Origin of the sequence: Roseivirga spongicola (assembly GCF_034376045.1) — a bacterium.
Classification (GTDB): domain Bacteria; phylum Bacteroidota; class Bacteroidia; order Cytophagales; family Cyclobacteriaceae; genus Roseivirga; species Roseivirga spongicola.
On record NZ_CP139724.1, the window covers coordinates 1,054,302 to 1,068,183 of the forward strand.

At 40.9% G+C, this 13,882-nt stretch carries 12 protein-coding genes; 5 read left to right on the forward strand and 7 right to left on the reverse strand.

Features of this window, described 5'->3' with window-relative positions; translation table 11 throughout:
* Positions 1–124 precede the first annotated feature (124 nt).
* Genes T7867_RS04800 through T7867_RS04810 form a run of 3 tightly spaced genes read right to left on the reverse strand, consistent with a single transcriptional unit; the run spans position 125 to position 5,511 of the window.
* Positions 125–1,072, reverse strand: a complete 948-nt coding sequence (locus T7867_RS04800; RefSeq protein WP_068216323.1) for a pyridoxal-phosphate dependent enzyme — start codon at positions 1,070–1,072, stop codon at positions 125–127.
* Positions 1,073–1,074: 2 nt separating this feature from the next.
* Positions 1,075–3,885 (reverse strand): DNA polymerase I, encoded by a 2,811-nt coding sequence (gene polA / locus T7867_RS04805; protein ID WP_322299893.1) that lies wholly within the window; start codon positions 3,883–3,885, stop codon positions 1,075–1,077.
* A 51-nt stretch (positions 3,886–3,936) separates the two neighbouring features.
* On the reverse strand, positions 3,937–5,511 hold the full coding sequence (locus T7867_RS04810) for a S41 family peptidase (RefSeq protein WP_322299894.1): 1,575 nt from the start codon (positions 5,509–5,511) through the stop codon (positions 3,937–3,939).
* Between the two features lie 497 nt (positions 5,512–6,008).
* Between T7867_RS04810 and T7867_RS04815 the strand changes: the two genes are divergently transcribed.
* The gene (locus tag T7867_RS04815; protein WP_322299895.1) at positions 6,009–7,505 is read left to right on the forward strand and encodes a DUF5723 family protein; all 1,497 of its coding nucleotides are present in this window, start codon (positions 6,009–6,011) and stop codon (positions 7,503–7,505) included.
* A gap of 2 nt (positions 7,506–7,507) precedes the next feature.
* Here the strand turns inward: T7867_RS04815 and T7867_RS04820 are convergent, their stop codons facing one another.
* The 3 genes from T7867_RS04820 to T7867_RS04830 are packed head-to-tail and all read right to left on the reverse strand — an operon-like array spanning position 7,508 to position 8,729.
* On the reverse strand, positions 7,508–7,882 hold the full coding sequence (locus T7867_RS04820; protein ID WP_068216332.1) for a hypothetical protein: 375 nt from the start codon (positions 7,880–7,882) through the stop codon (positions 7,508–7,510).
* Positions 7,879–8,319 carry a DinB family protein gene (locus T7867_RS04825; protein WP_068216334.1) on the reverse strand — a complete coding sequence of 147 codons (441 nt, stop codon included), beginning with the start codon at positions 8,317–8,319 and terminating at the stop codon, positions 7,879–7,881. Before T7867_RS04825 ends, T7867_RS04820 begins: the two co-directional genes overlap by 4 nt.
* Entirely contained in the window at positions 8,316–8,729 is a 414-nt protein-coding gene (locus T7867_RS04830; RefSeq protein ID WP_068216336.1) for a hypothetical protein, read from the reverse strand. The genes T7867_RS04825 and T7867_RS04830 overlap by 4 nt, the downstream gene beginning before the upstream one ends.
* A gap of 76 nt (positions 8,730–8,805) precedes the next feature.
* Between T7867_RS04830 and T7867_RS04835 the strand changes: the two genes are divergently transcribed.
* The 4 genes from T7867_RS04835 to T7867_RS04850 all read left to right on the forward strand — a co-directional run bounded on the left by T7867_RS04835 (position 8,806) and on the right by T7867_RS04850 (position 12,131).
* Complete coding sequence (locus T7867_RS04835) at positions 8,806–10,497, forward strand: amidase (protein WP_068216338.1); 1,692 nt, start codon at positions 8,806–8,808, stop codon at positions 10,495–10,497.
* Positions 10,498–10,575: 78 nt separating this feature from the next.
* On the forward strand, positions 10,576–11,346 hold the full coding sequence (locus T7867_RS04840) for a type III pantothenate kinase (protein WP_068216340.1): 771 nt from the start codon (positions 10,576–10,578) through the stop codon (positions 11,344–11,346).
* Complete coding sequence (locus T7867_RS04845) at positions 11,339–11,554, forward strand: hypothetical protein (protein WP_068216342.1); 216 nt, start codon at positions 11,339–11,341, stop codon at positions 11,552–11,554. The genes T7867_RS04840 and T7867_RS04845 overlap by 8 nt, the downstream gene beginning before the upstream one ends.
* 28 nt (positions 11,555–11,582) lie before the next feature.
* Positions 11,583–12,131, forward strand: a complete 549-nt coding sequence (locus T7867_RS04850; protein ID WP_068216344.1) for a hypothetical protein — start codon at positions 11,583–11,585, stop codon at positions 12,129–12,131.
* Between the two features lie 254 nt (positions 12,132–12,385).
* Here T7867_RS04850 and T7867_RS04855 read toward each other — a convergent pair whose 3' ends face one another.
* On the reverse strand, positions 12,386–13,882 hold the full coding sequence (locus tag T7867_RS04855; RefSeq protein WP_068216346.1) for a M28 family peptidase: 1,497 nt from the start codon (positions 13,880–13,882) through the stop codon (positions 12,386–12,388).

Below are 13,882 nucleotides of genomic sequence, written 5' to 3' on the forward strand. Positions count from 1 at the left end.
GAGGAGTCAGTAAAACTGGCTTGATACTTAGAGTAAAAATTCACATTACTTTGAACCAATAAGGAAGAGACTTATCTCTTGACGAGTCTAGCTCCCCCCCTTATTTAGGGGGAGTTGGAAGGCGTTAGAAAGGCAGCTTCGCCAAATCCACATTTCCCCCTGTCAAAATCACCCCTACTTTTTTACCAGCGAAAACATCCTTATTCTTCAAAATAGCAGCGAATGGTACGGCACATGAAGGTTCAATGATAATCTTCATTCGTTCCCAAATAATGCGCATGGCTGCTACGATTTCTTCATCGGATACAAGAAAAATATCTTTCACCAGCTCTTTAATAATTTCGAAGTTTTTATCGCCCATGCTAGCCAAAAGGCCGTCAGCTATACTCGATGGTTTTTCTACTTTGGTGATAGTTCCAGCCTCCATAGAAAGGTAGGTGTCTTTGGCTCCTTCAGGTTCGCCTGCATAAACAGTCATTTCAGGATTATAGTAAAGGGCAGAAAGTGCACTGCCAGCTAAAAGTCCACCGCCACCAACTGGAGCTATAATTATATCTAGGTCAGGTTGGTCTTCAATCAGTTCTTTCGCACAAGTAGCCTGACCAGTTATTACGGCATAATCATTATAAGGAGAGATAAAAGTGGCTCCAGTTTCTTCTTGAATTCTCGCAGAGTTTTCTTCTCTAGATTGCTGAGTAGGTTCACATAGGGTTATTTGAGCACCATACCCTGCAACAGCCTTTTTCTTAACTTCAGGGGCGGTTTTTGGCATTACGATATAAGCAGGAACACCAGCCATTTTGGCTGCCAAAGCAATGGCTTGAGCATGATTGCCAGAACTATGTGTAACAACTCCTTTCGATCTAGCTTCTTCGGGAAGTGAAAGCACTGCATTTATTCCACCTCGTGCTTTAAAGGCACCAATTTTCTGAAAGTTTTCACATTTGAAAAATAGTTCGGCACCTACCATTTCATTGATGCTTTGGCAAGTTAGAACAGGAGTTCTATGAATAAACGGCTGTATTTTTTCATGAGCAGCCTGAATATCAGATTGTGTTACCTTAAAAGCCATATCTAATGCGCTATTAACCAGTTTTCGCCAACTCCAACTTCTACCTCTAATGGTACATCTAAGTCTATGGCATTAGACATCAATTCAGGCACTTTAGACTTCATCAATTCTAACTCTGAATTGTGAACATCGAAGACCAATTCATCATGTACCTGCATAATCATTTTAGACTTGAGCTTCTCTTCCTTCATCCATGAATGAATATTGATCATGGCTATTTTGATCATGTCTGCAGCACTACCTTGAATTGGAGCGTTGATGGCGTTGCGCTCTGCATGGCCACGAACGGTCATGTTCTTAGAGTGAATATCTCTCAGGTATCTTCTTCTGCCCAAAATGGTTTCCACATAAGTATGCTCTCGAGCATTATTTACCTGAGCATCCATATACTGTTTTACTCCCGGAAACTCATTGAAATATGCAGTAATGATTTGCTGCGCTTCCGTCCGGGAAATACCGATATTTTGAGATAAACCGAAGGCCGAGATACCATATATCAGACCGAAGTTTACTTCCTTGGCTTTTCGCCTCATGTCTCTATCTACCTCCTCGATAGGCACACCAAAAACCTTACTGGCTGTGGTAGAGTGAATATCTCGGCCTGATTTAAAGGCTTCAATCATGCTTTCATCTTTCGCGAAAGCAGCTACAATTCTCAACTCAATTTGCGAGTAGTCAGCCGCCATTAGAGTATACTCTTCAGAACGTGGAATGAATGCCTTCCTAATTTCTCTTCCCTTCTCAGTTCTAATTGGAATGTTCTGCAGATTTGGATTGTTCGAGCTGAGTCTACCGGTGGCTGCCACGGCCTGACGGTAATCTGTGTGAACCAACCCATCGGCTGGGCTGATCATATTCGGCAAAGCGTCTACGTATGTAGACTTCAACTTCTGATATTCTCTGAACTCCAGTATGCGCTTAGCAATGTCGTGTTCAACGGCTAGTTTGGAAAGAATATCCTCACCTGTAGCGTATTGCCCGGTTTTAGTCTTCTTTGGTTTGTCTACAAGCTTTAGTTTGTCGAAGAGAATGACTCCAAGTTGTTTTGGCGAGGCTACGTTGAACTCTTCTCCAGCCAACTCATAAATCTCTTTTTCGGCTATAGCACTAGCTTCTTCCAGCTCCTTAGACATGTTGGAGAGTGTGTCAGTATCAATCTTTACCCCATTGTATTCTATATCTGCCAATACGTGCATTAATGGCATTTCAACTTCATCGAACAATTTCTGAATTCGACCTTCATTGATCTGAGAGGCAAAAATGTTCTTCAACTGAAGGGTGATGTCGGCATCTTCGGCTGCATATTCAACCACTTTATGTACAGGAACATCTTTCATATTGCCTTGTTTGGCTCCTTTTTTACCAATCAAGTCCGTAATTGAAATAGGCGTATAATTAAGATAGTTCTCAGCAAGCACATCCATGTTATGTCTTGTGTCTGGATCTATCAGGTAATGGGCAATCATGGTATCGAAGATTGACCCCTTCACATCAACGCCATAGTTTTTGAGTACCTGAACATCGTACTTGGCATTTTGCGCAATCTTTCCAATCTCAGGGTTTTCAAAAACCCCTCTAAACTCTTCTAAAATTTCCTGAGTTTCTTCTCTGTTTTCAGGTGTTGGCACATAATAAGCCTCACCAGCAACGTAGCTAAATGCCAAACCAACCATATTGGCTTCAATGGGTTCAAGGCTATCTGTTTCTGTATCGAAGCAAAACTCCTTTTGGGCAGAAAGGTACTTGACCAATCGCTTTCTCAGCTCAGGAGTGTCAATAAGATGATAGTTATGTTTGGTGTTAGAAGCATTGAGCTTCTCCTCAGGCATTGGAGTTTCATCTTTCTCCATAAGTGCTGGAGCGTCACCAAAAAGTGCCATTTGATCTGATGCCGCCTTCTTTGGTCTAGGACTCGCACTAGCGCTAGGACTACTTTCACCCAAAATTCTCTTGAGGGTGGTTCTAAATTCTAGGTCTTCAAAAACGGTTGTCAGCTTTTCTATGTTCGGCCCAGAATACTCCAGTTCCTTTTCATCGAATGTTACAGGAACTTCAGTATTGATTTTTGCTAATTTCTTGGAGAGTAAACCTTGATCTGCATTGGCAGCAATCTTTTCCCCTAGCTTCCCTTTAATACTCGCAGCATTTTCAATGATGGCTTCCACGGAGCCATACTCTTTCAGAAGTTTAGAAGCAGTTTTTGGTCCTACTCCTGGAATACCCGGAATGTTATCTACCGAATCTCCTTGCAAGCCGAGCATATCAACTACCTGATCGATTCTTTCAATGTCCCACTTATCTAGCACTTGCTGAACCCCCATAATGTCTACCCCATTACCCATAAAAGCGGGTTTGTAGAGATAAACATGTTCTTCTACTAGTTGGCCATAATCTTTATCGGGAGTCATCATAAACACCTCAAATCCTGCCCTAGCAGCCTTTTTGGCTAAAGTACCGATTACATCATCAGCTTCGTATCCGTCTAATTCCAATACAGGAATGTTGAAAGCACGGACAATGTCTTTTACTATGGGAGTGCCTATTTTTATGTCTTCTGGAGTTTCCTCTCGATTAGCTTTGTACTCGCTATATTCTTCATGCCTGAAGGTGGGTGCGCTGGTATCGAAAGCTACACCAATATGAGTAGGCTTCCTCTTATCAATAATTTCATATAAACTATTGGTGAAACCGAAAGGCGCTCCAGTATTGAGGCCTTTTGAATTGATTCTTGGGTTTTTACTGAAGGCGAAATGTGCTCTATAGATAAGCGCCATTGCGTCTAGCAGAAAGAGGGTTTTCTCGGGTTTACTCATTCCATAAAGGTAAATCTTTCATGGAAAGTCAGAAAAAGGTTTCTATGCTAATTAGTGGCTACCGAATGAAGGGCTTTGGGAAATAAGCTGAAGTGTGAATTCGAATGCTGAATCTTTCTTATTCAATAAGTCTGAATAAGACTGAGTTACCAAATGATCTGGAAAAGTACCACGACCTTCAGAGTTATTAGACACATTAATAAACTCTTCATAAATAACAGGAACCTGAAGCATTGTTTGTGTATTAGGAAGACTGTAATTCAGAAGCATGTTGGCTGTTCTTCCATTGTGTCCACCACCTGTCTCTTCACCAACCAAAGTAACATTGTCCATGCTGCTCAATATTCTGGCTAAGTCTGCAGCAGCCGAGAAGGTCTTTCCTGAAGTCAGAACATAGATATTGCCATTAAAGGCTTTTCCCTCCCAATGAATACCAAGATCGAATTGATCGTGCCAGTTTTGAGTTGTTCCGGCATAGCCATTTGCTTCGGCCAAATTAAAATGCTCCTTTAGATAGCTACCTGCATTTTCAACAACGTCTGTAGAACTGTTTGCTCCGTTTATAGCCACTAGGTAATCTGCTAATTCAATGTCTTGTGTTCTTACAAAGGTTTTGGACGGGTCTATTAACTGACCGCCTCCCACAAATTCATAGAGAAAGTTTAAGATTCTACGATCTCCTCCCTCATTCAATCTTAAATCTATAATCAGGTTCTCGAAGTCAAACTCGTTAGACTCCTCATTGTATCTTGAAGCTAACTGCTTAAAAAACCAGTCGGGGTTGGCCTGAAACGTATTAAGAGTTAAAACTAAAGTCTGCAGCGAGTCTATAGCATCTAAGTGCGTAAAGTGATAATATCTTTCGTTTAACTTGTAAACAGGTCGGTAGTAGTTATTGGCTAACATTTTATTGCCTTCAATGCCTTCAATTGTATGGGTTAAACTTTCTCCAGAAGGTGTTTTAAAGGCTACCTCAAATACTCTTGCGGCACCATATTTCAAGAAGTAATAGTACCCGAAGCGGCTCTCTATATCTCTAATTGGTTTAGTAGCACTAAAGCCGTCTGTAACTGTTAGCTCACTCAACTCTTCGGTCATAGATTGAACGGGGTTTCCATTAATGCTGATTAATTCTGCACCCAATGGAAGATTCCCGTCCTCAAAATCGATGAAATAGGAGTCGTCTATAATTCTGATAGGATAGGGAAAGAATTGAGCTTGATCGTTGGCAGCCTTCAGTGTTTCAGTGTCTAAAGAAACTACGGTATGGCCACATCTGATTTTGTTATTGAGCTTAGAAAGAAGAATATCGAAGTCTTTAAACGTAATAACATCTGGAAGTTCTGTAATAGTCTGATCGATTAGCTCTTTGAACTCAGACCTAGAGATAAACTGGTAAGGGTTACCGTGTTGCTGATCTATAATCTCGAAATAAAGCTCAATATCTTCAGCGGCATCATTTTTAGTAAGTAGCCTGTCTAGATTATCGTTAGCAAAAAGGGTATTGGTTACTATCAGCAGAAAGCTGAAGAGGAATGATAGGAAGGCACTACTAAGCAATTTCTTGTACATCGTTAACCCTGTTTTCTGTTCATCAGGGCGATGTTCAAGTGGCTGTTTTGACATTAATTTCACAGCCTCAAATTCCGTTGAACTCCTTTAGTTCGTTAGAGAGATAAACGGATTCTGCACATTGGGTATTTTACTTAAAACAACGGTAAAATACCTATGTCACCCTGAAGGCAGGGCGTAGGAAAATACTATGTAGCGCACGCATAAACGTAGCTGCTAGTTCGATACAGGTTGTTTGGTAAAGTGGCCTAGGAATTAAGTTTTAAGATGAGGTGTGTTAAGTTATTGGTGTATGTGAAAGTGTTACAAATATACAGAAAATTGCATTTCGAACAATTAATGACGTTTTTCACATACAATAAAACGTTTTTCGGAGCAATTAATATAAGTAGGTACAAATGTTATTATTTCGAGAATTTCTAATTATCAGAACATTATTTCGTTTCCGTGTTTGAGTTCAGTTTAATTTGAATGAACTTGGCTCAAAATGCCCAATCTTAGATGAGTGAAAAAAAAGTCAAAAATTCTTATGTAAAAAGCACTAAAAGCAGATGATAATCAGGAACTTAAGACTTTTAGCACTCATTTCTCTACTTGTTTTTGGCATCTTTAAAGTAGAGGCCCAGCGGTTCAATGGCTTTATAAATTCCGATTTCTCGGGCGTAATTGGAGTCAGAAGCCAGCCTGCAAGGGTTGCTAATTCACCCTATAAATTCGACTTCAGTTTAGTAAACGGAAATTTCTATTTGACTAATGACATAGCGGTAATAGCCAAGAATGACGAGGGCGGAAGCGGCTTTATTCGTCAAGAGGGTTTTCAAGACAGGTTTGCTATAGCAAATGCATCTTTAGGAGGGCTTTCTGCTCTGCTTTCACTTTCTAGAAACCGAGGTATTGCCATTCAATACAACTTTAGGACGTTAGCGAATGGCACTGACATAACCCCTAACTTCATTTATCAACTCAACCGATTCAATGCACCTCAGTTTTTAAATCAATCTTACTTCAATGAGTCTATGAAGTTGTCATCAATGGCTTGGCAAGAAGTAGCATTCACCTATGGCGGCATATTAAAAGACGATGGTTATAACCGTTGGAAAATGGGGCTCACAATAAAGGCTGCTAACCCAACAGCACACCTGTGGCTAGATTTGGCCGATGCTGATTACTCTATTGATGGAAATGGCCTCTTGAATTTAGATAGGTTTGATTTTTCGGCTGGCTATTCATCTAACCTCAATGATTACGAGCAATTTGATGGAAATGAGCAGATGAGAGTTCCTCCAAAAGGCACAGGGCTAACCTTTGGAGGAGCCGACATTGGAGTAGTTTACGAAAGAGTCGCTTACCGACCAGATCCAAAAACTTCAGCGCAAACAAGTCTCAACAAAGACATTACCTATGAGTTTAGGGTGAGTGCCTCTATAACAGATATTGGTAAGTTTAACTTTGAACATGGCAGTGCTGCTTTTATGGCATCGGGCTTAGATCCGAGTGCCAATTCGTTAAACTTTGAATCTGTGCTAAACAGCATTAATAGCTTCAGAGAGTTTAGAGATTCCTTAAATACTTTCCTGCAATTGAATGATGTACGGGGCGAATACAGTGTAAGCCTACCCACAGCTCTAAGGTTAAATTACGACTACAACTTTGGCAATAACCTGTTTCTAAATGTTGCCACAGTTGCCGATTTAAGCTGGGCTTTACCCGCAGACTACCGAGTTAGCTACGCCAACAGTGTCACCATTGCACCACGGTATGAAACTGGTCTTTACGGACTTTATTTACCTGTTTTCTATAATTTTGAAGGAGACACGGAGGTAGGGTTAGCTGCCAGATACGGCCCTTTGACCTTGGGCACTCATACTTTAGGCACTCTGTTCGCGTCCGAAAAAGAATCTCTTGGGTTCTTCTTTAGCATTAACTTGAACCAGCTTAAAGCTAACGCCAGAAAGCCATACTGCTTTGGCAGCTCTAAAACAGGTTCAGCATTGGTGAGAACCAAAAGAACTCCGCTCTACAAGAGAAAGAAGTTTATATTCTTTTAAATTTAATTACCGTGAGTTTTTACTGATCCAGAATACTCTTTACCCCTAGAATCTTGAATATGATATAATGGGAGCTTCTCATTCAAAGGCCAAATCAACTTGAACTCACTAAGCATTTCAAGATTGATATGTTGACTTTCAAAGCTCTCAGGTAAGGATTTTAGATAGAAGCCTAGATTTCTTTGGAATGCAATTGAGTTAAGAACGTCTGGTTGAACTTCACCGCTGAGGAAATCTATTTCAATAACATATCCCTTGCCTCTGACTTTCATAACTGTATCAATAATGTGTGTGTCCTGATCGCTATTATAGTTCATCAGGCTTAAAAAGCTATGACAAAAATTGTGACCAGCAGAAGCAATATTTTTGAACTTCATCTAACAAAAAAGATAAAATCTGAGGCTGGCGGGTCAATATCCTCTTCCCTGAGTAAGTAAGCAATTTGGCCTCGAGTATGCGTTCCGTGGTTCACTACGTGAGTGAGAATGTCAGAAACCATGTTTTCAAACTCTTCTCCCTTAGAGTTTTTATAGCTCACGTTTTCTTCCAATTCTTCAGAATAAATATAATCCAACCAGTCTTGGCTAGAGCTTTCTAGCATATCTAGTGCTTCATGAACTTCGTGTTCGTCCCAAACACCTACAGAAGGTTCTTCCTTCTTTAATCTGCTGAGCCAAATAACCTGTGCATTAGCTATATGGGAAATGAGTTTCAGTATTTGCTGATTCTCGAATGGGTTCACACGTACAGCTTCCGAAAACTCCTTATTCGCCCATAAATTATATTCAAACAGTCTCGTATAATGTTCTTTCATCCTTTCAGTTTTTTATACTTGTACCCCCTGTAGGCAATCCATAATAGCATGGGAACCCAAATGAGGTCGTTCATTAAAAGATGGAAAATACCACGCTTACCAACGTTTGTCTCCAGAATAGAAAAGTAAAACCAAGCAGCGCCAGCCACTTTAGTAAAAGCACCAAAGAGAATCAGAAACCAAAGCTTACCTGGGTGAATAGCACACATTAAGTAGATAGCAGCCATGAGTAACACGCCTCTTCCCTGCCATATAATTAGGCTTGGTGCTTGAGCTTCTGTTTCGGCAACCCATTGAAAAAAGGTTTCTGGAAACCAGCCAATGAAAACGCCCCATAATATATTGTAGGCTGTTGCGGCCAGAAGGAATCCTCTCATCCATTGAGGAAATAAACTTTGCGGTGTCTCCATCGATTATATAACTTATGTGAATTCTTATTGTTGAAAGAACTTAACAACTACAAAATAAACTATAACCTTAACCAAGATGAAGAATAGACTGGCTTTTCTATCTAACTCCAAGGCCTTTTTTACCCTAGTTGTAATGGGTGTTGGTTTTCTTGCTGGCGCGAAACTAGTACAAGACAGTCAAGTTGTTGCTGAAGATGTGCAAGCGGCTCAGAAAATACTTGATCTAAACTTCGACCAGAATGAGGTAGATATGCTTCTCCGAAATGTTAATCAGACCCTTTCGGGAATGAAAGAGCTTCATAATTACGAAATCGATAATAGCATTCCTCCAGCATTTACTTTCAGGCCTCAGCATACTGGAAAGCCCATTGCTGAGAGTCAGAAGTCGCAGCAGTGGGAGCTTCCAACTAAAGTAGAAATGCCAGCCAACAGAAATGATTTGGCCTTCTATACGGTTGCTGAACTATCCGTTTTAATTAGGGAAAGGAAAATCACTTCGGTAGAATTGACTCAGTTTTTCATTGAAAGATTGAAGCAGTATGGTAGTGAGCTTGAGTCTGTAATCACTATTACTGAAGAGCGAGCAATGGCTCAAGCTAGAAAGGCCGATGACCTATTGAAGAATGGAACCTACTTAGGGCCATTACACGGCATTCCTTATGGAGCGAAAGATTTATTTTCCGTGCCAGATTACAAAACCACCTGGGGAGCTGGTCCTTATAAAGACCAAAACAGGGGTAATGAATTGGCTACTGTGGTGAAGAAGTTAGATGAGGCCGGAGCGGTTTTGGTTGCAAAACTTACTTTAGGAGCATTGGCTATGGGTGATGTTTGGTATGGCGGAACCACCAAAAACCCTTGGAACTTGGAGCAGGGTTCAAGCGGATCGAGTGCTGGTTCAGGGTCTTCCACCGCAGCAGGTTTAGTGCCTTTTGCTTTGGGTACTGAAACGTTAGGGTCCATTGTTTCTCCTTCCACCAGAAATGGAGTGACAGGACTTAGACCTACTTTCGGAAGAGTAAGCCGAGCAGGTGCAATGGCTTTAAGCTGGACAATGGATAAAATTGGCCCAATGACACGCTCTGCGCTAGACTGTGCCTTGGTGCTCGATGCCATTAGAGGTGAAGACAACAAAGACTTGACGGTTCAAAACCACCCTTTCAACTATACGGGAAAAGCCGATTTGTCGAAGTTGAAAATCGGTTATTTGAAAGACTATTTCGATGGCGGAAGAGGTTCGCAAAAAATCAATGACTCTATTTCTTTAGAAGTACTGAAAAGCCTAGGTGCTACACTGGAGCCTGTAGAGTGGGTTTCAGATATGCCTTTTGGAGCTATGCAGGCCATTTTAACTGCAGAAGCTTCTGCGGCTTTTGATGCGCTTACTCGCTCCGATCAAGATACTTTGCTCGTTAGACAAAATGCAGGAGCTTGGCCTAACCTGTTCCGAGCGGCCAGATTTACCTCTGCAGTAGACTACATTAATGCCAATAGAGCACGCTATGAACTTGTTGAGAAGGTCAATGCTCTGATGAAAGAATATGATGTGATTGTTACTCCGAGCTTTGGTGGCTCGCAGTTGCTCACTACTAACCTGACTGGCCATCCGTGTGTGGTGTTAAAGAATGGCTACAATAATCAGGGAAGTCCAACCAGTATTTCATTTATCGGAAACTTATTCGATGAAGCCACCATTTTAAGCGTAGCTAGAACTTATCAGGAGGCCACAGATTTCGATGAGCAGCATCCGCCTAAGTTCTTAAACTAGTTTTATGTTCCAGATTCATTGTTCAAAGTTTATGGTGTGCTCTATTAAACTTTGAACTTTATGCATTAAACTCGCCATATGCTTTTAGCCATAGATGCCGGAAATACTAACATTGTCTTTGGGGTGTACAAAGATGGAGAATGGATTCATGAGTGGAGGTTCAATACTTTGCCTGTTAAAGACAAGGTTGAGTATGAGATGTTCCTAAGGTTGAACTTCTTAGAAGCCAACTTGAAGCTCGAAGATGTGGATGGCATAGTGATTTCTTCTGTGGTTCCTCAACTCAACGATATTCTGTCTGACTTTTCCAGACCACTGATAAATAAGGAACCCTTGTTTATAGGGCCGAAAATCTATGATAAGTTGCCAGTTCGCACCAAGAGGCCGTATCAAATTGGAACAGATTTAGTTTCCAATGCAGTGGCAGGATATTCTCTATACAAGGAAGATATTATCATTGTAGACTTTGGTACCGCACTAACTTTTACCATTGTTGGTGAAGATGGATTGATTCAAGGTGTGAATATTGCGCCAGGTCTGCGCACTGCTATTAAGGCTTTGGTTGGAAATACTGCACAATTACCAGAAGTGCCTTTGGAACTGCCAGAATCAGTTCTGGGTGCAGACACCATTCACGCTATTCAATCAGGTGTGCTTTGGGGCTATGTAAGTATGGTAGAAGGTATGTTGGATAAAATTCATGCTGAACTAGGCAAGAAAACCAAAGTGGTTGCCACTGGAGGACTTTCTTCTGTGCTGCATCCGCTACACAAAAGATTCGATGAAGTTAAAAGACACTTGACTTTAGACGGACTGAGATTAATACATGAAATAGTAAATAATGGCTAAATACAACTGGGCAATTAAGGGAATCATTTTCATGATCGTCATCTGGCTGATCATCTACATTGGCATTCCATTATTTGATGATACCAAACCGATGGAACCAGAGAAAAACATCATCAACTTAATCATCGCCATTCCTGCAGGAGTAGCTTTCGGTTGGTACAGATATAAATTCTTAAAGGAGAAGCTTGAAAAGAGGAAGGAGAATTAAGAGTTATTCATATTGAACAATAAACACAATGAAAACCTTAAACAACCTTCTGATCATACTGACTTTCTTCATTTCTTCTAAATCTTTCGCTCAGAAAACTGAGAGTATGGACTTAGGTTGGAAGGCTATCACAGACTTTTCTATTGTTGGAATAGACAGTTTCAAATCATTGTATCAGACTGACTCCTTGATGAACAACCTTGAGTTTCTGGGTAAGCCTACCTTTCTAAAAAGAGAGCCATTTAGTGCTGATCACGGCTATGGGTTTGAAGTTCACTTCAAGGGTCTTGAATTGACATATCGACATAGCACAGATTTTGAAAAGGGACATTACGAATACACGAAAATATTATTCAACTCTCCTGTCTACACACTTAAATTAAAAGAACAGAAGATAAAGGTAGGACAATCAATTGATTCTCTACCTGACCTCTTAAAAGCTCCTGAGTTGAGAGATATGGATAACCAACATCGAATGCTATTTCATTTCTCTCCAGTAAGCAGTACGTTTCAGATTTACTTTAACCGAAATACACGTCTGATTACAGCTTTGGAATTCAGTAACACATTCTACTAAAAGCTCTGGTTGATCACTATTATTTCTCAGGGCATAAAGTAGTGTGTATTCGTCCGACCACTCCAAGTGGTCGGACGAATCAAAAAATATTGCACATCAAAAAAGCTCCTATTTTCGTCATTCCCAGCTTGACTGGGAATCTCTTCCGGCCTATGATGCCAGTTTAGGGAGATTCCCTCCCGATATATCGGGACGGAGTCGGGAATGACAGTAAGCTTTTTAGACAGCCTCCATTTAAAATTCACGATTCAACATTAGTTGTCTTTTCTGTAGAGCTCAACTCCTGTTTCATAGTACTTATCGCCTTCTACCCAGAAAGGAGTTTCATCGGCATTACCAATCATTCGAGAAGCATAGACATAACTCTTGAAGAATTTTTCCAGATACTCATAGTCAACTGTGTTTGGGTTGTCCGATTGCTGGTGGTAGTACTTCATAATTTCGGCATCGAACGCACGGAAACCCAGACTATAAGTTGGCGCAGGAATACCTTTTCTGGCAAAACTCACATTGTCCGATCTATCAAAAAGACCTTGCTCTCCGGCCGGATCATCAATAGCCGTAAGCCCGAAAGCCACATTAGCATCTTTAATGTATTGAGAAGCGGTAGTTCTTTCTAAACCTATAATGGTAGAAATAGTAGTGTCGTTGTAACCACCATTGTCACTGTTCCAGCAGAAAACAATTTCGTTATTCGGAATCACTGGGTTTTCAGCCAAATATCTACTGCCTAATAGTCCTTTTTCCTCAGCGGTAAACATTACAAACAAAGCACTCCTTCTCATTGGGTATTTTGCAATATTTTCAGCGGCAGAAAGTACAGTAACTGTTCCAATGGCATTGTCTCTAGTTCCGTTATAGATAGAGTCTCCTTCAGCATTTGGTGCTCCAACTCCAATATGGTCGTAGTGGGCAGAGAACATAATGAACTCGTCTTTCAACTCAGGGTCGGTGCCCTCTACCATAGCCACCACGTTCTTGTCTTTAGAGATTTCATTTACCATGCCTTCAATGTTGATACTAGCCCTTTTGATACTTCGTGTCATCATAAAACGCTGATTGGCATTATCCATATCTTTCAACCAAAGGTGTGGAATCAACTCTCCTTTATCTTCAAAAGAGTCTATGCTAATATTTGCTCTGTTAAAGCTTCTAGCCAACTGCCCCCATGGAATGCTAGGAGAGCTGTAAAACTCTACTAATCCAGCAGCCCCTTTTGCTCTTGCTCGCTCATTTTTCTCACGGCTTAGATCTAAGATGGATCTTCTGTCGGTGGTTTCTCCATCGCCTGCTTTGGCAAAAATGATTTTACCCTGTACTTCGGCATTTTCAAAGTCTGCCTCTGAAGCGTAGTTGAGGTAAACTATTTCGCCCTCAAAGTCTCCAGAGCTACCATCCAATACAATAAAGTCTTCATTTAGATCGAATGATTTTCCGCTGTATTCTAAGCTCCCAGCCGAAGCTGGTGTCTTTATTCTCAGTGGTACCGGCTGAAAGTAACCCTCTAAGCCCGGTACTTTCTGAGCACCATAAGACTCTAATTGATTAGCTAAGTAATTAGCTGCAACCTGTATTTCTTCAGAGCCAGTATTTCTACCTTTTAAGTCGTCTGAAGCCAAGTAATAAATGTGATCTTTAATTGTCTGCTGGTCTACCGTAGCTTCGGTTTTTTCTAGATCAGTTTTCTGTGCGCAGGCATTGGCGGTTATTAGAACCAGGCCAAGCCAAATTTTCCATTTAGAGTTCTTCAT